At 58.3% G+C, this 17,985-nt stretch carries 18 protein-coding genes; 14 read left to right on the top strand and 4 right to left on the bottom strand.

Annotated elements, in window-relative coordinates:
- The first annotated feature begins 297 nt into the window (after positions 1 to 297).
- The 6 genes from SLIT_RS00445 to nikR are packed head-to-tail and all read left to right on the top strand — an operon-like array spanning position 298 to position 5,902.
- Positions 298 to 1,296, top strand: a complete 999-nt coding sequence (locus tag SLIT_RS00445) for an ABC transporter substrate-binding protein (RefSeq protein ID WP_013028231.1) — start codon at positions 298 to 300, stop codon at positions 1,294 to 1,296.
- Positions 1,297 to 1,326: 30 nt separating this feature from the next.
- On the top strand, positions 1,327 to 2,289 hold the full coding sequence (locus SLIT_RS00450) for an ABC transporter permease (protein WP_041420709.1): 963 nt from the start codon (positions 1,327 to 1,329) through the stop codon (positions 2,287 to 2,289).
- Positions 2,290 to 2,292: 3 nt separating this feature from the next.
- Positions 2,293 to 3,198 (top strand): ABC transporter ATP-binding protein, encoded by a 906-nt coding sequence (locus SLIT_RS00455; RefSeq protein ID WP_013028233.1) that lies wholly within the window; start codon positions 2,293 to 2,295, stop codon positions 3,196 to 3,198.
- Positions 3,199 to 3,203: 5 nt separating this feature from the next.
- Positions 3,204 to 3,974, top strand: a complete 771-nt coding sequence (locus SLIT_RS00460; RefSeq protein WP_013028234.1) for a creatininase family protein — start codon at positions 3,204 to 3,206, stop codon at positions 3,972 to 3,974.
- A 46-nt stretch (positions 3,975 to 4,020) separates the two neighbouring features.
- A complete protein-coding gene (glnT, locus tag SLIT_RS00465) occupies positions 4,021 to 5,382 on the top strand; it encodes a type III glutamate--ammonia ligase (RefSeq protein ID WP_013028235.1) in 1,362 nt (453 codons plus the stop codon).
- 10 nt (positions 5,383 to 5,392) lie between these two features.
- The gene (gene nikR, locus SLIT_RS00470) at positions 5,393 to 5,902 is read left to right on the top strand and encodes a nickel-responsive transcriptional regulator NikR (RefSeq protein ID WP_013028236.1); all 510 of its coding nucleotides are present in this window, start codon (positions 5,393 to 5,395) and stop codon (positions 5,900 to 5,902) included.
- Between the two features lie 48 nt (positions 5,903 to 5,950).
- Here nikR and murI read toward each other — a convergent pair whose 3' ends face one another.
- Complete coding sequence (gene murI / locus SLIT_RS00475) at positions 5,951 to 6,757, bottom strand: glutamate racemase (RefSeq protein WP_013028237.1); 807 nt, start codon at positions 6,755 to 6,757, stop codon at positions 5,951 to 5,953.
- Positions 6,758 to 6,763: 6 nt separating this feature from the next.
- Entirely contained in the window at positions 6,764 to 8,359 is a 1,596-nt protein-coding gene (locus SLIT_RS00480) for an ABC-F family ATPase (RefSeq protein WP_013028238.1), read from the bottom strand.
- 259 nt (positions 8,360 to 8,618) lie between these two features.
- On the opposite strand from SLIT_RS00480, the gene SLIT_RS00485 reads away from it, so the two are divergent.
- The 8 genes from SLIT_RS00485 (at position 8,619) to ptsP (ending at position 14,977) form a co-directional block, all read left to right on the top strand.
- The gene (locus SLIT_RS00485) at positions 8,619 to 9,323 is read left to right on the top strand and encodes a hypothetical protein (RefSeq protein ID WP_013028239.1); all 705 of its coding nucleotides are present in this window, start codon (positions 8,619 to 8,621) and stop codon (positions 9,321 to 9,323) included.
- A gap of 32 nt (positions 9,324 to 9,355) precedes the next feature.
- Positions 9,356 to 9,886, top strand: a complete 531-nt coding sequence (locus tag SLIT_RS00490) for an RBBP9/YdeN family alpha/beta hydrolase (RefSeq protein ID WP_013028240.1) — start codon at positions 9,356 to 9,358, stop codon at positions 9,884 to 9,886.
- A 197-nt stretch (positions 9,887 to 10,083) separates the two neighbouring features.
- On the top strand, positions 10,084 to 11,355 hold the full coding sequence (gene gshA, locus SLIT_RS00495; protein ID WP_013028241.1) for a glutamate--cysteine ligase: 1,272 nt from the start codon (positions 10,084 to 10,086) through the stop codon (positions 11,353 to 11,355).
- The gene (locus SLIT_RS00500) at positions 11,352 to 12,383 is read left to right on the top strand and encodes an FAD:protein FMN transferase (RefSeq protein ID WP_013028242.1); all 1,032 of its coding nucleotides are present in this window, start codon (positions 11,352 to 11,354) and stop codon (positions 12,381 to 12,383) included. Before gshA ends, SLIT_RS00500 begins: the two co-directional genes overlap by 4 nt.
- A complete protein-coding gene (locus SLIT_RS00505) occupies positions 12,383 to 12,583 on the top strand; it encodes a hypothetical protein (RefSeq protein WP_013028243.1) in 201 nt (66 codons plus the stop codon). Before SLIT_RS00500 ends, SLIT_RS00505 begins: the two co-directional genes overlap by 1 nt.
- Complete coding sequence (locus SLIT_RS00510; RefSeq protein WP_013028244.1) at positions 12,584 to 13,012, top strand: PTS sugar transporter subunit IIA; 429 nt, start codon at positions 12,584 to 12,586, stop codon at positions 13,010 to 13,012. It abuts the gene before it with no gap.
- Positions 12,984 to 13,253: an HPr family phosphocarrier protein gene (locus SLIT_RS00515; RefSeq protein ID WP_013028245.1), complete on the top strand. Its 270-nt coding sequence runs from the start codon at positions 12,984 to 12,986 to the stop codon at positions 13,251 to 13,253. Before SLIT_RS00510 ends, SLIT_RS00515 begins: the two co-directional genes overlap by 29 nt.
- On the top strand, positions 13,250 to 14,977 hold the full coding sequence (gene ptsP / locus SLIT_RS00520; RefSeq protein ID WP_013028246.1) for a phosphoenolpyruvate--protein phosphotransferase: 1,728 nt from the start codon (positions 13,250 to 13,252) through the stop codon (positions 14,975 to 14,977). The genes SLIT_RS00515 and ptsP overlap by 4 nt, the downstream gene beginning before the upstream one ends.
- Before the next feature lie 67 nt (positions 14,978 to 15,044).
- On the opposite strand, the gene SLIT_RS00525 is transcribed toward ptsP, so the two are convergent.
- Entirely contained in the window at positions 15,045 to 15,638 is a 594-nt protein-coding gene (locus SLIT_RS00525) for a nucleotidyltransferase family protein (RefSeq protein WP_013028247.1), read from the bottom strand.
- Positions 15,639 to 15,645: 7 nt separating this feature from the next.
- Positions 15,646 to 17,955, bottom strand: a complete 2,310-nt coding sequence (locus SLIT_RS00530; RefSeq protein WP_013028248.1) for a penicillin-binding protein 1A — start codon at positions 17,953 to 17,955, stop codon at positions 15,646 to 15,648.
- Positions 17,956 to 17,985 lie beyond the last annotated feature (30 nt).

The raw sequence follows: 17,985 nt of genomic DNA on the forward strand, positions 1-17,985 counted from the left end.
AGCGTATTGGGCACAGCTTTAGCTTGGTGAACTGACACAGGCGCTCAGAGATGCCTACCCAAACGTCCATGAGAACGGTACAAGTTTGAAATGCACTGCTTTTGGTGCGTCCGGCGTTCCATGTTGGTGCAATTGTGCGGCGCGCAGTTGCAACCGCCAATCAAGATATTCCCTGCAAACTCCATTTAAACAAGGCTAAAGCATCGAGGCGGAGCTTTGGCATTGTTGTTGCTCTATATTCCATGAATATTACGAATATTCACTTTAGTAATACCTTCGACCAATATGGAGACGACCATGAATGTAAATAAACTCGGTAAGACAATGAAGCACTGGATGGCGGGTGTGCTGGTATCGATTGCGGCCATTTGTTCCATTCCTGCGCACGCAGCCCAGCCGCTGACCATAGGTTATAGCGACTGGCCAGGTTGGGTGGCATGGCAAGTGGCAATCGAAAAAGGCTGGCTCAAGGAAGCGGGCGTCGACGCGAAATTTCAATGGTTCGACTATTCGGCATCCATGGATGCATTTGCTGCCGGCAAGATTGATTCGGTATTGATGACCAACGGCGATACGCTGGTAACGGGCTCGGGTGGCGGCAAGGGCATCATGATGCTGATCACCGACTATTCCAATGGCAACGACATGATCGTGGCCAAGCCCGGCATCAAATCGCTGACCGATCTGAAAGGCAAAAAAGTGTCCGTGGAACCGGGCCTGGTTGAGCATCTGCTGTTGCTGAATGGCCTGAAGAAACTCGGCATGAAAGAGTCCGATGTCACACTGGTAAATGCCAAGACGAATGAAATGCCGCAAATGCTGGCCTCTGCCGACATCTCGGCCGTGGGTGCCTGGCAACCTGTCTCCGGTCAGGCGATGGCTGCAATGCCTGGCTCCAAGCCAATTTACACCTCGGCCGACGAACCCGGCCTGATCTATGACGTACTGGCAGTCAACCCCGCCAGCCTGAAGTCGCGTCGTGCCGATTGGGCAAAAGTGGTCAAGGTATGGGGTCGTGTCGTCAAATACATCAACGATCCAAAGACTCAGCCCGACGCAGTCAAGATCATGTCTGCTCGTGTGGGTCTGACACCGGAAGCTTATCTGCCATTGCTCAAGGGTACCAAGCTGCTGAATCTGAGCGAAGGCAAGAAGGCCATGGTCAAGGGCACCGGTTTCAATTCCCTGTACGGTTCGTCGGAGATTGCAAACAAATTCAATGTGGCCAACGACGTCTACAAGACTTCGCAAGACGTGGATAGCTACATCGACCCATCTTTTTATCACGCTAAATAATCGGGGATCACAGTGATGTTCGGCACAAGAATGAGTGATGTTTCGCAATTGCTGACCAGACATATTTGGGCGCGCAAACACGCGTTGCAAGTTGTCGGCTCGTTCTTGCTGCCGCTATTGCTCTGGTGCGCGGTAAGTTATCTGCCCTTCATCTGGCATCCCAAGATGCTCATCGAAGAGCCGGGCGGTGTCGATTATTTCCGTGCAGGCATGCTGGTGGACAAAAGTGTCTTCAAGGATGAACTCGCCAATATGCAAACGCAGAAACTTGCGTTGCCGCAGGGAAAGCCGGCCAACCCGATCTATCTGCCTGCGCCACATGAAGTGGCCAAGGCTTTTTACACGGCATTTACCAAAGAGCCTGAACAGAAGGACATGCCCTGGTTGCATGAAAGTTTGTGGCACAGCATCCAGATCATTTTCTGGGGTTTTGTGATCTCTTCAATAATTGGTGTACCGCTGGGCATACTGTCCGGCACCTATTCCACAATGGCTCGATTGAACGAGCCATTCATCGAATTCTTTCGCTACCTGCCCGCGCCTGCTTTCGGCGCCCTGGCAGTTGCGGTACTCGGCATTTACGATGCGCCGAAGATATCCATCATCGTGATCGGCACCTTGTTCCAGCAGATCCTGATCGTGGCAAACACCACGCGCAAGCTGGATCCCACCATCGTCGAGGCTGCATTGACCCTGGGAACAAACCGCCTGCGGATGCTGACCCGCGTGGTGGTGCCGGGGATTCTGCCCGATCTCTATCGTGACCAGCGCATCTTGCTGGGTTGGGCATGGACATACCTGATCGTGGCAGAGCTGATCGGTACCAGTTCCGGCATCACCTGGTTCATTACGCAACAAGCCCGCTACCAGCATTTCGACAACGTGTACGCCGCCATCATGATGATCGGCATCATCGGTTTTGGAACGGACATCCTGCTGGGAAAACTGGGACGTCGATTGTTCCCGTGGGACAGAAGCCAGAAGAAAGAATGAGCCATGAAAAATAGAACATATCTGGAACAATCCGATGCTGTGCGCGCACGCTTCGACACGATCAAGCAGCGCAATGTCATTCTCGAAGCGCGTCATCTGGGCAAGACCTTCGCTTCTGCACAAGGCGAGGTGGAAGCGCTGCGCGATATCAATTTCAAGATACACCGGCGCGAGATTATTTGCGTGGTCGGGCCTTCTGGCTGCGGAAAATCGACCCTGGCCAGGACGCTGGCCGGACTGGAGAAGCAGAGTTCCGGCGAAATGCTGATAGACGGCAAGCCGGTAAACGGCCCGGGTCAGGATCGCGGCATGGTGTTCCAGGGTTACTCGCTGTTTCCATGGCTGACGGTGAAAAAGAATGTGATGTTCGGCCCGGAAATGAATGGAGCCGGCCGCGACGATGCCGAGCGCGACGCGATGCTATGGATCGACCTGGTGGGCCTGAGCAGATTTGCCAACGCATATCCCCATCAGCTCTCAGGCGGCATGCGCCAGCGCGTGGCGATCGCACGTGCGTTGGTGAACCAGCCGCGCATATTGCTGATGGACGAGCCCTTCGGCGCACTGGATGCGCAGACACGTATCAAGATGCAGACCCACTTGCTGGACATCTGGCGCAACGTGGATATCACCATCGTGTTCATCACGCACGATCTGGACGAAGCCATTTTCCTGGCCGACCGCATCCTGGTATTGAAGGCACATCCAGGCGAGGTGCAGGAGATGATCGAAGTGCCGGTCCCGCGTCCCCGCTCCACGGCCCAATTCGGAGGAGCAGAGTTTCGCGCCACCAAGCAGCGTCTGGAAGAGCTGATCCATCCGCCTGTACAGCCGGAAGAGAATGAAGACGAGAGCGCGATCAAGCCGCACCTGATCCGCTTCACGCATGTGACCGACAACGTGGAGTAAGGAATATGCGCTGGTCAGAACTAACCTGGTCCGAAATTCCTGCGGCACTGGCTGCAGTGAACCATGCAGCCATCCTGCCGGTGGGCGCCACCGAGCAGCACGGTCCGCATCTGGGTTGCGGCGTCGACTTCGTGATCGCCGAGGAGCTGTGTCTGGCTGTCTCCGAAAAAACCCGGGTGCCGGTGCTGCCCACGCTGCCCTACGGCAGTTCACTGGGTCACAGCAAGCGCTGGCCCGGCACCATTTCATTGCAACCCATCACGCTGATCGAGGTGGTCAAACAGATTGGCGACTGGGCGTATCACAGCGGCGTACGCCGATTGTTCATCGTGAATGCACATGTCACCAACGTCGCGCCGCTGCGCTGCGCACTGGAGATGCTGCGCGCCGAACACGACGACATGATGGTGGCATCCATCGGCAGCGCCACGCTCAGCGACCGGGTGCGCAAGTTTCATTTTGCCGATGCAGCCGACTGGCATGCCAACGATGCCGAGACTTCGCTGATGCTGGCGATTGCACCTGCCTTGGTGCGCCCCGAGCTGTGTGCCGAGGCAGATGATATGGACCGCACCGGGGGCTGCATTTTTCCGCACCCGGTCAACCGCACCAGCCTGAACGGCGTCACCGGCAAACCGAGCCAGGCCAGTGCCGACAAAGGACGCAGCGGTTTCGACTGGATGGTGGAGGACCTGAGCGCGCTGATTGCGAAGGGCCTCACCGAAAAGCCGCCGCTGGATTTTGAATACAACTCACATTACGACGATGCCGCCTGAGCGGTGCGTCACTGACTTCAACACCAACCAACACAAAGGAATTGCAATGAGCACCAACGAGAAGGTCACCAAACTGCAGAAGGAATTATCCGACAAGGGCGTCAAGTACTGCATCGGTGCATATGTCGATATTCATGGCGTGCCCAAGGCCAAGGTGGTGCCCATAGATCATCTCGGTCACATGGCCAAAGGTTCGGAGCGCTACACCGGCTATGCGCTGGACGGTCTCGGCCAGGCGCCCAACGACGACGAGCTGACCTCGGTACCGGATCTCGACAGCGTGATCCAGCTGCCGTGGGAACCGAAGATCGCCTGGATGGCGGCAGACAATCATTTCCAGGGCAAGCCTTACCCGCTCAACACGCGCGTGGCGCTGAAGAACCAGATGGCCAAGGCGGCCGAGCTGGGTTACGGCATGAACCTCGGCATCGAGTGCGAGATCTTTCTGCTCAAGCAGGATGCAGAGGGCAAGCTGTCGGTGCCGGATGCAGAAGATAAACTGACCAAGCCTTGCTACGACGTGCGCGGTTTCACCAACAGCTTCAGCTGGCTGGACAAGATGGCTAGCGCCATCAACGGGCTGGGCTGGGACTTGTATTCGTTCGACCATGAAGACGCCAACGGCCAGTTCGAATTCGATTTCAACTATGCCGATGCGCTCACCACCTGCGACCGGCTGATCTTCTTCCGCTACATGGCCAAGCACTACGCAAAGGAGGAGGGCCTGCTCGCCACCATGATGCCCAAGCCCTTCGCCGACAAAACGGGGAACGCGGCGCACTTCAACATGTCGCTCTACGACCTGAAGAGCGGCAAGAACCTGTTCGCCTGCGACCCCAAGGATGACCCGCGCGGGATCGGTTTGACTCCGCTGGGCTACATGTTCATCGGCGGCATACTCAAGCACGGGCGCGCACTGTGTGCGGTGTTCGCCCCGACGGTCAACAGTTACAAGCGCCTGGTGCGCAGGGGTGCCATGAGTTATTTCACCTGGGCGCCGGTGTTCAATTCCTACGGCTCCAACAACCGCACCAATTCGGTCCGGGTTCCTTCCGGCGGTGGCCGTTGCGAATCGCGCAATGCCGACGGCGCTGTGAACCCTTATCTGGCTGCGGCGCTGGTGCTGGCCGCCGGACTGGAAGGAATACGCGAAGGACTCGACCCCGGCAATCCAAACGAAGATAATCTGTACGACATCTCGGAAAGCGAACGCAGCAAGCGCGGCATCGAATTCCTGCCGCAGACGCTGCAGGAAGCCGTGGCAGCCTTCGCAGCAGACCCGCTGGTCGAGCAGGCGCTGGGCAAAGAGTTGAAGGAAGAGTTCATCCGCTACAAGACGGAAGAGTGGCAGGCCTATCACCTCACCGTGAGCAAATGGGAAGTGGAGCGTTACAGCTATATGTTCTGAAAGAGGGGCGATGAAAGCCAGCAGCCAGAAAAAGATTTCCACATTGGTCAGCCGCGTCAGCATCTCGTTGCCGCCGCCGCTGTTGAACGAGCTCGACAGCATGGTGGAAAGCCGGGGCTATGAGAGCCGTTCGCAAGCGATAGGCGAGATGGTGAATTACCAGCTCAGCGAGCACAAACGCACGCTCGGCAACGAGGTGATGGTGGGAACGATCACTTTGCTCTATGACCGCCTGACCCGCGACTTGCAGAAGAAGCTTGCCGATATGCAGTACAAGCATATCAATGAGGTGATCAGTTCGCTGCACGTCCATCTTACCGAGGACCAGATGATGGAAGTCATTCTGGTGCAGGGGCCTGCCGCAGAACTGCAGGCGGTCGCGAATGAAATGATCACGCTTCGGGGGATCATCACCGGACGTTTGCAATTGCTGGCAGCAGTCATTCCGCCTGTGCATCCCTTGTCTGCCAACGAGAACAGGGTATCTTCGCCGCGCAACGCGCGAAAAGCCAAAGGTTGATGAGAGAGAAAGAGGTGGTGTGCAGGCCGTTGAATCTGCTGGCCTGCGCTACAGGAACTCGCCGGGAAGTTGCTCTGCGACAACATCTTTCTGCCACAGCATCGACATGATGCGCGAAGCTTGTTCGGGATCGCCGCTGGTAAAGAAACGTTCCGAAGCTTCGCCGACGATTCGAGGCGGCAATTCGGCCTTGACGCGATGTTGCAAATGGCGCGCGACAGCGGCACCGGTGTCGATCAACGTGATGTTGTCGCCCACTATTTCGCGAATCAGCGGTGCCAGAAACGGGTAGTGGGTGCAACCCAGGATCAGGGTGTCCGCCCCTTTTCTGAGCAGCGGCGCCGTATAACGTTCGACCAGCTCGCGCGTGCGGGCACTGTGCAGTTCGCCGCGTTCGACCTGCTCGACCAGGCCGGGACATCCTTGGGTCTCTATCTTTACTTTCCAGCCGCCGTATTTTTCCAGCAGTGCCGCGAAGCGCGCGCTTTCCAGCGTGCCGACGGTTGCCAACACCCCGACCACACGGCTTTGCGTCACAGCGATGGCGGGCTTCACGGCGGGCTCCATGGCCAGGATAGGCATCTTGTTGAATTTGACGCGCAAGGTGTGCGCGGCGGCGGCGGTGGCGGTGTTGCAGGCGATCACGATGGCCTCCGCGCCCTGGCTGATCAGAAAACGCGTGATCGCCAGCGCGCGTGCCTCGATGAAAGCGGGCGACTTGTCGCCGTAGGGTACGTGGCCGGAATCGGCGACGTAGATCAGGCGCTCGTGCGGCAGCGTGTGGCGGATGTGCTGCAGGACGGACAATCCGCCCACGCCAGAATCGAACACGCCGATCGCCCCCGCAGGTTGCATGATTGATTATTCCGCCATCTGGTCGCGCAGGAATTCTTCGTACGTGCCGTGGTAGTCGTTCACGCCCTTGGCCGAGATCTCGATGATGCGCGTCGCCAATGACGACACGAACTCGCGGTCATGGCTGACGAACACCAGCGTGCCCTTGTACAGGTCGAGAGCGGTGTTGAGCGACTCGATGGCTTCCATGTCCATGTGGTTGGTCGGTTCGTCCATCAGCAGTACATTCGGCTTGGCCAGCATGAGCTTGCCGAACAGCATGCGGCCCTTTTCGCCGCCGGACAGCACTTTCACCTTCTTTTTCACGTCGTCGCCGGAGAACAGCAAGCGGCCCAGCGTGCCGCGCACCACCTGGTCGTCGTCGGAAGGCCCGCGCCAATCGGTCATCCAGGACATCATGTCTTTGTCTTCGGCGAAATCGGCGGCGTGATCCTGCGCGTAGTAGCCGAGCTTGGCCTTCTCCGCCCACTTGATGGTGCCGGTGTCGGGCTGCAGATCGCCCGCCAGACAACGCAGCAAGGTCGTTTTACCGATACCGTTGGGGCCGATGATGGCGACCTTCTCGCCCGCGTCGATGCGGAAGTTGACGTTGGAGAACAGCATGCGGTCGAAACCCTTGGCCATCTTCTGCACTTCCACCGCAACGCGGTGCAGCTTCTCGCGCTCGTCGTATTCGAAGCGGATGAACGGATACTGGCGGCTGGAAGGCTTGATGTCCTCGATCTTGATCTTGTCGATCTGGCGCGCGCGCGAGGTGGCCTGCTTGGCCTTGGAGGCGTTGGCCGAGAAGCGCGCCACGAAAGCCTTCAGTTCGGCGACCTTTTCCTTGGCTTTGGCGTTGTCGGCGGACTGCTGTTCGCGCGCCTGCGTGGAAGCCAGCATGTAATCGTTGTAGTTGCCCGGATACACGGTGATCTTGCCGTAGTCGAGGTCGGCCATGTGCGTGCACACGCTGTTCAAGAAATGGCGGTCGTGCGAGATGATGACCATCGTCGAGTTGCGCGCGTTGAGGATATCCTCCAGCCAGCGGATGGTGTTGATGTCCAGGTTGTTGGTCGGCTCGTCCAGCAGCAGGATGTCCGGATTGGAGAACAGCGCCTGCGCCAGCAGCACGCGCAGTTTGAAACCCGGAGCCACGGCACTCATCGGCCCCTGATGCAGTTCGATGGCGATGCCGACGCCAAGCAGCAATTCGCCCGCGCGGGCTTCGGCAGTGTACCCGTCGTATTCGGCGAAGGTCGCTTCCAGGTCGGCGGCGCGCATGTAGTCTTCTTCCGAAGCATCGGGGTTGGCGTAGATCGCGTCGCGTTCCGACATCGCTTCCCACATCTCGGCATGGCCCATCATCACCACATCCAGCACGCGCCTGTCTTCATAAGCGAACTGATCCTGGCGCAATTTGCCCAGGCGCTCGCTCCTGTCCAGCATCACCTCGCCCGAGGTCTGCTCCAGATCGCCGCCGAGGATCTTCATGAAAGTGGACTTGCCGCAGCCGTTGGCGCCGATGAGGCCGTAGCGGTTGCCGTCGCCGAACTTGACGGAGACGTTCTCGAACAACGGCTTGGCGCCGAACTGCATGGTGATATTTGCTGTGGATAACATGACACTGCCTTATTTTCGAAGGCGCGCATTCTACCACTGACGGCGGGGAAGCTGACCTTTGGGTTTATGCCGGGATAAAGTGCGCACGCATCACCAAGCAAAGAATTTGAATCCAATACCTACCATGCGTTCGAAGAGGGAGATATGCCTTCAAGCCGGTTTCGCCTTGCTCGACTCAAACGTTGAAGTTAAAGGCACAGGCTTGAAATGCTCCTTGGTTTAAACTGTTGCCTCCCTGAAATCGAATACCAGCAATCGCATGAATGAAAATATCCCCGGCATCACCCCGCTGATCAAACACGCTGACAATGGCCCTTCAGCGGCAGAGCAAGCCGACCTGAAGCGCCATCTCGCCGAAAAGCTCCAGCAACTGAGCGCACTGGCAGACACAACTTCGTTGCAGCGCGCACGGCTGCAAATGGACATCGCCGAGCTGCTGAATGCGCTGGGGCGCAAGCAGGAGGCGTGGGACATCGCGCGCGAGGCATTCTGGATCTCCATGCAGATGGAATCCTGGCAGGACGCGGTGGAGGCGTGCGATGTGCTGTTCCAGGCCGGGCAGGAAGATTCGATGGCGGCGCTGGGCATGGGGATCTGGCTGGCGGTGACTTTCCCGGTCGATCCGCAAGTGACGGTGGCGATGCTGATCCATCTGGTGGAGGAGACGCCCGACGCTGCGGAAGCGGGACCGCTGGCGGCAATCGCGGCGCGTTATGTGGTTGACCTGCGCGCCGACGATGACCGGCACGAAAGCCAGTGTTTCCTCGTCGATAATCTCATCTCCATGGTGGCCAAGCGCCACAGCAACGTGCAGGACCAGGCCGCGATGGATAAATGGCTGGACAGGCTGGCATTACGCGATCCGCAGGTGTTCCTGCCGCGCCTGTCGCGTGAGGTGGATGCGATTGTGGGCGGCAAATGGTGGTTCGACCGCGACCAGTTGCGCAGCAGGCTGCCCGATTGACGGCGCACGCAGGCAACGCTTGATATAACGCCATGTCCGCACCCGTCCTCATTCTCCCCGGCATCGGCAATTCGGGCCCGCTGCACTGGCAATCCCTGTGGGAACGGGTGCACCCCGAATTCGTGCGCGTGCAACAGCGCGACTGGGACAGGCCGGTTTGCGAGGAGTGGGTGGCAACGCTGGAAGCCGCCGTGAAGCAGGCCGGACCTCAGGCCATCCTGGTGGCCCACAGCCTCGGCTGTCTGACCGTCGCGCATTGGGCGTCGGGGCCGCACTCACCTGCGGCGGCAGCTTTGCTGGTGGCCGTGCCTGACCCGAACGGGCCGAACTGCCCCAAAGGCATAACGGGTTATTCGCTTACGCCAACTCAGCTGTTGCCCTTCCCTAGCACCGTGGTGATCAGCGCCGATGATCCGTACGGTTCCGCGGAGCATGCAGAGCGTCTGGCGCGAGCCTGGGGAAGCCGTGTCGTTCACATCGGCGAGTGCGGTCACATCAATGCGGACAGCGGTCTGGGCGAGTGGCGGGAAGGCTACGATCTGCTCGAGCAGCTTCGCGCCTGAGTGCGCTTTTCACCCCGGAGCCCCCTTCCGTATCACATGCATGCTGGCCTGCAAGCCAGTAAATACGGGCATCTTCAGGCGATGTCCCGGTTCGGATTGTGCATTCGCGGTCGCCCTGAATCCATCGCTGTCGCATGCCCGCGCATGAGGCCGTGCCAATCGGCTAGAATGCCGATATCGTTTTTCGCCGGCACAACATGGTTCCTCGTTTAACTACCGCCCTCAAGGGCCCGCTGCTCGATCTGGAGCAGCGCATCCTCACCGCGCAGCCAACCATAGAACATTGGTTCCGCACGCAATGGCAGGAGCACACGCCGCCGTTCTATTCCTCCGTGGACCTGCGCAACAGCGGCTTCAAGCTGGCCCCCGTGGATACCAATCTGTTCCCCGGCGGTTTCAACAACCTCAATCCGGAATTCATTCCGCTGTGCGTGCATGCCGTGCAAAGCGCGGTAGAAAAGATCTGCCCGGAAGCGCGCGGTTTGCTGCTGGTTCCGGAGAACCACACGCGCAACCAGTTCTATCTGCAGAACCTGGAACAGCTCGCGCGCATCCTGCGCCAGGCCGGGCTGAATGTGCGCATCGGCTCGCTGTTGCCGGAGATCACGCAGCCCACGACGCTGGAGCTGGCTAACGGCGGCTCGATCACGCTGGAGCCGCTGGTGCGCAAGGGCAACCGCCTCGGTGTGGCGGATTTCGATCCCTGCGTGGTGTTGCTCAACAACGACCTGTCTTCCGGCGCGCCGGACATCCTCAAGGATCTGGAGCAGACCGTGCTGCCGCCGTTGCTGGCCGGCTGGTACAACCGGCGCAAGTCCGGGCATTTCGCGGCTTACCGTGAGGTGAGCAGGCAATTCGCCGAACTGCTCGGCATCGACCCGTGGATGATCGACCCGTATTTTGCGGTGTGCAACCAGGTCAATTTCCATGAAAAGGTCGGCGAAGAATGTCTCTCGTCGCAAGTGGATCTTGTCTTGACGCAGATCCGTGCGAAATACGCCGAATACGGTGTGAAGCAGGACCCGTTCGTGATCGTCAAAGCCGATGCGGGAACCTACGGCATGGGCATCATGACGGTGAAGGACGCAAGCGAGGTGCGCGATCTCAACCGCAAGCAGCGTAACAAGATGGCCGTGGTCAAGGAAGGGTTGCAGGTCTCGGACGTACTGGTGCAGGAGGGTGTCTATTCTTTCGAAGACCTGAACGAGGCGGTGGCCGAGCCGGTGGTGTACATGATCGATCGCTATGTGGTCGGCGGTTTCTACCGCGTGCACACGGATCGCGGCGTGGACGAGAATCTCAACGCGCCCGGCATGCGCTTCTCGCCGCTGGCGTTCGATTCCTGCTGCGCCTTCCCCAATCCCGATTGTGCGCCGGATGACACGCCCAACCGCTTCTATGCCTACGGCGTGGTGGGCAGGCTTGCGATGCTGGCGGCGTCGGTGGAACTCGAAGAGATGCATCAGTGAGGTTTTCGTACCTCTTTCTTCTTCTGGCCTTTGCGTTGCTGTTGAGCGCTTGCGGCAAGGAGCCGCTCTACGAAGAGCAGGCCTATGTCTTCGGCACCCAGGTCGATGTGAGCATCTACGGCGAGGATGAGGCCAAGGCGCGCAAGTCGGTTGTTCTGGTGATGCATGAGTTCCAGCGTTTGCACGACATGCTGCACGCCTGGAAACCGTCCGAACTGAGCGAGCTGAATACCGCCATCGCGCAGGGCAAAAGCAGGCAGGTCTCACCCGAGCTTGCCGCGATGTTGCAGGATGCCGCACGAGTCTCTGCCCAATCCGGAGGGTTGTTCGATCCGGCCATCGGCGGACTCATACAGGCCTGGGGTTTTCAGGCGGACGATTTCAAGGCGGTGTTGCCCGACGAGAAAAAGGTGGCGGCGCTGGTGAAAGCGAATCCGCAGATGAGCGATCTGGTTTTCGACGCCTTGAATGTGAGGAGCAGCAACAGGGCGGTGAAGATCGACCTGGGCGGTTATGCCAAAGGTTATGCGCTGGATCGCGCAGCCGACATTCTGAAGCAGCAGGGCATCCACAACGCGCTCATCAACATAGGCGGCAATATCCTGGCTCTGGGCACGCATGGGTCGCGCGCCTGGCGGGTGGGCATCCAGCATCCCCGCAAGCCAGGTCCGATCGCGACGCTGGAGCTTCACGATGGCGAGGCCATCGGCACTTCAGGCGACTATCAGCGCTACTTCGAGCTTGGCGGCAAACGTTATTGTCATCTGATCGATCCGCGCACCGGATACCCGGTACAGGGGGTGGAAGCGGTCACCATCCTGACCCACGGTGAGCATGCTGGCTTGCTATCCGATGCCTCATCCAAACCGCTTTTCATTTCCGGTGCGCATGGCTGGACAGCCGCTGCTAAGACGATGCACCTGGATGAGGCTCTGCTGATCGATGCGGAGGGGGTGGTGCACCTTACCGCTTCGATGCAGAAACGGCTAGAATTCACCGACAACAAGACGATACGCGAGGTCGAGTGATGGATGCCGATGACCGGTTGCAGAAGAACATCCGCCGCACTGCGGGATCGCATGCGCTCAGGCGGATCGCGGCCATCGTGGATGAGGAGAACAGAAGCGATGCGGCGACCGCGAATCTGCTGCGCGGGCTGTTGCGTTACGGCTGGGTGGTTTTGCTGATCATCATCGTTCTGGCAGCATATTTAACAGGAGTGTATTGATTGGCCGGTATCTTATTGGTGACCCACAACGGTTTGGGCGATAGCCTGCTCGATTGCGTGCGGCATGTTCTGGGCGATGTACCGCCACATGTAAAAAGTCTTTCGGTGCTGGCGAGCGACGACCCGCAACAAAAGGAGGCCGAAGGCAGTGCGCTCATTTCGCAATTGAATGGCGGCGACGGGGTGCTGGTGTTGTCGGACATCTACGGTGCCACACCGAGCAACATCGCGCGGCGCCTTTGCCTGCAGCCCAATGTGCGTGGCGTGGCGGGCGTGAATCTGCCGATGCTGTTGCGCGTGGCCTGCTGCAAAGGCAAGACACTGGAGGACATGGTGCAGCGCGCGATCGAGGGAGGGCGCGAGTGCATCGTTGACATGAATTCGGATATGGAAGGTTTCAATGCAACAGCAGGATGTTCAGATCATTAACAAACTCGGGCTGCATGCGCGTGCATCAGCCAAACTGACGCAGCTTGCCTCGCAATATCCGTGTGAGGTATGGCTGTCCCGTAACGGACGGCGCGTGAATGCGAAGAGCATCATGGGGGTGATGATGCTGGCGGCCGCCAAGGGTACGCAAATCAATGTCGAGACCAGCGGCGAACAGGAACAGCTGGCGATGAATGCCATCGTTGCATTGATCAATGACTATTTTGGAGAAGGTGAATGAGTTTCACGCTGCACGGTCTCCCGGTTTCCAGCGGCATCGCCATCGGCCATGCGCACCTGGTATCGCACACTTCGCTGGAAGTCGCACACTATGTGTTGCCCAAACATCTGGTGGATGAAGAAGTCGCTCGTCTGGATGCTGCGCTGGACGCGACGCGCACGGAACTGACCGACCTGCGCAGCTATCGTCCGCAACAGGCAGCTGCGGAGTTCGATGCGTTCCTCGATCTTCATCTGATGATCCTCGGCGATGTGCATATCAGCCAGGCCGCACGCGAAATGGTATTGCGCGAGCATTGCAATGCGGAGTGGGCACTGAAGTCCCAGATGGATGAACTGGTCACGCAGTTCGAGGCCTTCGAGGATGTCTATCTGCGTGAACGCAAGACCGATGTGGTGCAGGTGGTCGAGCGCGTACTCAAGGCCCTGAACGGCGAATCCGGGCATGTCCCGCCCAGTACCAAGCATGATGTGGAGATGATCCTTGTCGCGCACGATGTCAGTCCGGCTGATCTCATCCAGCTCAAACCGCACCAGTTTTCCGGCATCCTCACCGATCTGGGTGGCGCGACCTCGCACACGTCCATCGTCGCGCGTAGCCTGAACACGCCTTGCGTGGTCGGCCTGCATCACGCGCGTGAGCTGATCAAGGATCACGATATGCTCATCGTCGACGGCGAACAGGGCGTGGTGATCGTCGATCCCGACAAGCATCTGCTCGCCGATTACAAGCTGCGCAAAAGCCAATGGGAGCTGGAAAGACAGAAGCTGAAACGGCTGAAGACCGCCCATGCGGACACGCTGGACGGTACCCATATCGAGCTGCACGCCAACATAGAGATGCCGCACGACCTGGCCGATGTGAAGGAGAACGGTGCCACCGGCATAGGGTTGTTCCGCAGCGAATTCCTGTTCCTGAATCGCGACAATCTGCCCGACGAGGAAGAGCAGTTCAGCGCATACCGCGAAGTGATAGAAGGCATGGAAGGCCTGCCGGTCACCATCCGCACATTCGATCTCGGGGCGGATAAACAGATCAAGGGCGCAGTGCGCGTCGCGAGCAATCCGGCGCTTGGTTTGCGTGCGATCCGGCTGTGCCTGGCCGAACCGCAATTGTTCCGCACCCAGTTGCGGGCACTGTTGCGCGCTTCAGCTTACGGCAATCTGAAGATACTCGTGCCGATGCTGTCCGGTATCGCCGAGATCAACCAGACCCTGCAATTCATCGAGGGTGCAAAACACAGTCTGGCGAACGAAGGCATTGCCTACGATCCCAATGTACAGGTCGGCGGCATGATCGAGATCCCCGCGGCAGCATTGGCGCTCAACGCCTTCATAAAGAAACTGGATTTCCTCTCCATTGGCACGAACGACCTGATCCAGTACACGCTGGCCATCGACCGCACCGACGATGAGGTAGCACACCTTTACGACCCGCTGCACCCCGCCGTGCTGCAATTGCTGGCGCAAGTGATCGGCGGGGCGAACAAGGCCGGAGTCCCGATCTCGGTTTGCGGTGAGATGGCTGGCGAACTGGCTTACACACGCTTGCTGCTTGGCCTGGGTCTGCGTCAATTCTCCATGCATCCGGCGCAGTTGCTGGGTACCAAGCAGCGTGTGCTGACCACCAGTTTGCCGGAGATGGCGCCGCTGGTTCAAAAGATCCTGCGAGCCGACGACCCGCTGAAGATACGCGACTTGCTGGATCGGCTGAACGCAGCCTGATCACTGGATCGATTCGTGCGGGAAGTGCGCCATATGAAGCCGGTATGAATGCCGGCCGATCGATATTTTAATCAGCCAGCAAGGCTTCGACTGCCGCGATATCGGCATGTGTTTCCGGATGGCGGCTGCCGCTGTGTAGGGAGTTTTCTGGCAAAACGATGATGTGTGTCTGGGTGCCGTACTCGCCGGACAGCGTGTAGCTGGGAACGCTTTTCTCGTGTCCGCCTATCCGGGCGATCCATTCGCCATCTTCAAATTCGATGTTGTGCTTGAGCAGGAACAGCAGGACGGCCTTTTCGTCGTCGCTGAACAACATCAGGTTGATGTCCGAATGCGCACCCGCAGTGCCGCTCAGCACCGAGCCGGTAAGGTAAGGATGGAACGACGCCAACAATCGCATGGTGTCGAGAGCCTCGGTGCGCAATTGATACAGGATATCCGGGTGGCTCTCCGGCTGGAAAAGCGTGCGATAACTGTGCAGGGCGTCGTCAACCTCCTGATTGCTGGGCAGGTGCTGAGTGTCCGAAGCGCCGAGCTGACGTGCTGCTTTGCGTTTAGCGAAGGCGTGGTCGGTGATGCCGTCTTCAGCCATCAGTTTGGCGGCTTGCTGCGCGAGTTGTTCGCGCATCAGGTCGCGGCGCTGCGGGTGCGGTTTGCTCATCGGTCTGTCAGAAGAGTTGGTCGTTCGTTTCTGCCGGTTTGGCTCCTTCCGGCGGGGCCTCACCTTGCTCTGCCGGGAGGTTCTCTTCGTAGAAATATTCGGTGCGCGAGCCATTCGGGTCGCGCAGGCCCTTATCGTTGATGCGCGCGGTCACGATATGGTCTGGAACGGTGTATTCGATCTCGGGCACATCTTTCAGCATCTTGCCCATGTAGCTCATCCAGATAGGCAATGCAGCGCCGCCCCCGGTCTCTTTTTCACCAAGGCTTTGCGGATTGTCATAACCGATCCAGGTGATTGCGACGAGAGTCGGATGGAAGCCGGCGAACCAGGCATCCATCGAGTCGCTGGTGGTGCCGGTCTTGCCGGCCAGATCCTGTCTTCCCAGTTCCATGGCGCGCATGGCAGTGCCGTGTTTCACCACATCCTGCATCATGTTGACCATGGTGAATGCATTGCGTACATCGATAACCCGTTCTGCGCCCTCGCCAGCAACGACCGGGGCCGCCTGTGCCACGACCTTACCCTGTCCATCCTCGATGCGCTGGATGAAATAGGGCAAGACGCGGTAACCGCCGTTCGCAAAGACCGAATATCCACCCAGCAATTGCATGGGTGTGACCGATCCTGCACCCAGCGCCATGGTCAGGAATGGTTTGATCTTGTCCTTGTCGAATCCGAACTTGGTCACATAGTCTTGTGCATATCCGACACCGATCGCCTGCAGGATGCGGATGGATACGAGGTTCTTGGAACGGATCAACCCCTGGCGCATGCTCATCGGGCCATCGAATCCGCCTTCATAGTTCTTCGGCTGCCATAGTTCTTCGCCTGTTTGCGACAGATCGATGACCAGAGGCGCGTCGTTGATGATGGATGCAGGTGTGAAGCCTTTTTCCAATGCGGCAGAATAAATGAAGGGTTTGAAACTGGATCCGGGTTGCCGCCACGCCTGAGTGACATGGTTGAATTGATTGTTGTAGAAGTCGAACCCGCCGACCAGGGCATAGATGGCGCCGTCGCGCGGATTGGCCGAAACGAAAGCAGACTCAATCTGGGGCAATTGAGTGATCTCCCAGAAATCATTCTCGTTCTTGTACACGCGAATGAGCGAGCCGACACGGATGCGGTGGTTCAAAGCCAGCTTGGTGCCCAAAGTCTGCTGTGCAAAACGCAATCCTTCCCCGCGAATTTCCACAACCTGTCCGCCTTTGCAATGTACGCGGATGCCTTTGGGATTGATCGATAGCACTACGGCGGGAATGATGTCGTCACTGTCCGGGACATCTTCCAGGGCTTCGTCCAGCAGCTCGTCGGTGTTGTTCTTTTTCAGATCGACATAACCTTCCGGCCCGCGATAACCGTGACGATGGTCGTAATCCATCACACCTTTGCGTACCGCTGCATAAGCGGCCGCCTGATCTTTTACGCGGATGGTGGTGTAAACACTGAACCCTTGGGTATAGGCATCTTCCTGATAGCGGTCATACATTTCCTGGCGCACCATTTCAGCCACATAGCCCGCATGCACCGCAAACTCTTGCCGGTGATTCGACTGCTTGGTCACGATGGGTTCGTTTTCAGCTTGCTCGAACTGCTGGTTGGTGATGTAGCCAAGGTCGTGCATGCGCCGCAGGACATACATCTGGCGAACTTTTGCACGTTCCGGGTTTACCACCGGATTGAATGTGGCGGGAGCTTTGGGGAGCCCTGCCAGCATCGCCATCTCCGCCAGGCTGAGCTGGTTGAGCGACTTGGCGAAATATATTTGCGCCGCCGAAGCGAAACCGTAGGAGCGTTGCCCCAGATAAATGTGATTGACGTAAAGCTGAAGAATTTCGTCCTTGGTCAGGTTGTGCTCGATCTTGAACGAAAGCAGCATTTCATTGAATTTACGCGAAAGAGTCTTTTCCTTGGACAGGAAAAAATTTCGTGCCACCTGCATGGTGATTGTGCTGGCGCCTTGTCTGACCCCGCCCGAGGTGAAGTTGGAATATGCGGCGCGCAAAACGCCGATGTAGTCCACCCCGCCGTGTTCATAGAAGCGGTCATCCTCAGCCGCGAGGATGGCCTTCTTCATCATTTCTGGCACATCCTCGATCTTGACCAGTTCGCGGCGTTCTTCGCCGAATTCACCGATCAGCGTACCTTCAGCGCTGAATACTCTCAGCGGCATTTTGGGCCGATAGTCGGTCAGTGTTTCCAGGGAGGGCAATGTCGGGTATGTGACTATCGACGCAAAGACGAGCAGCAAAATCGGCAACAGCGGCAGGACTAGTACGACAAGGGCAGGGTAAAACCACCAGCGAGAGGTCATGAGCAAGTGTTCGAGATTTAAATATCGTGA

Source organism: Sideroxydans lithotrophicus ES-1, from assembly GCF_000025705.1.
Lineage (GTDB): Bacteria > Pseudomonadota > Gammaproteobacteria > Burkholderiales > Gallionellaceae > Sideroxyarcus > Sideroxyarcus lithotrophicus.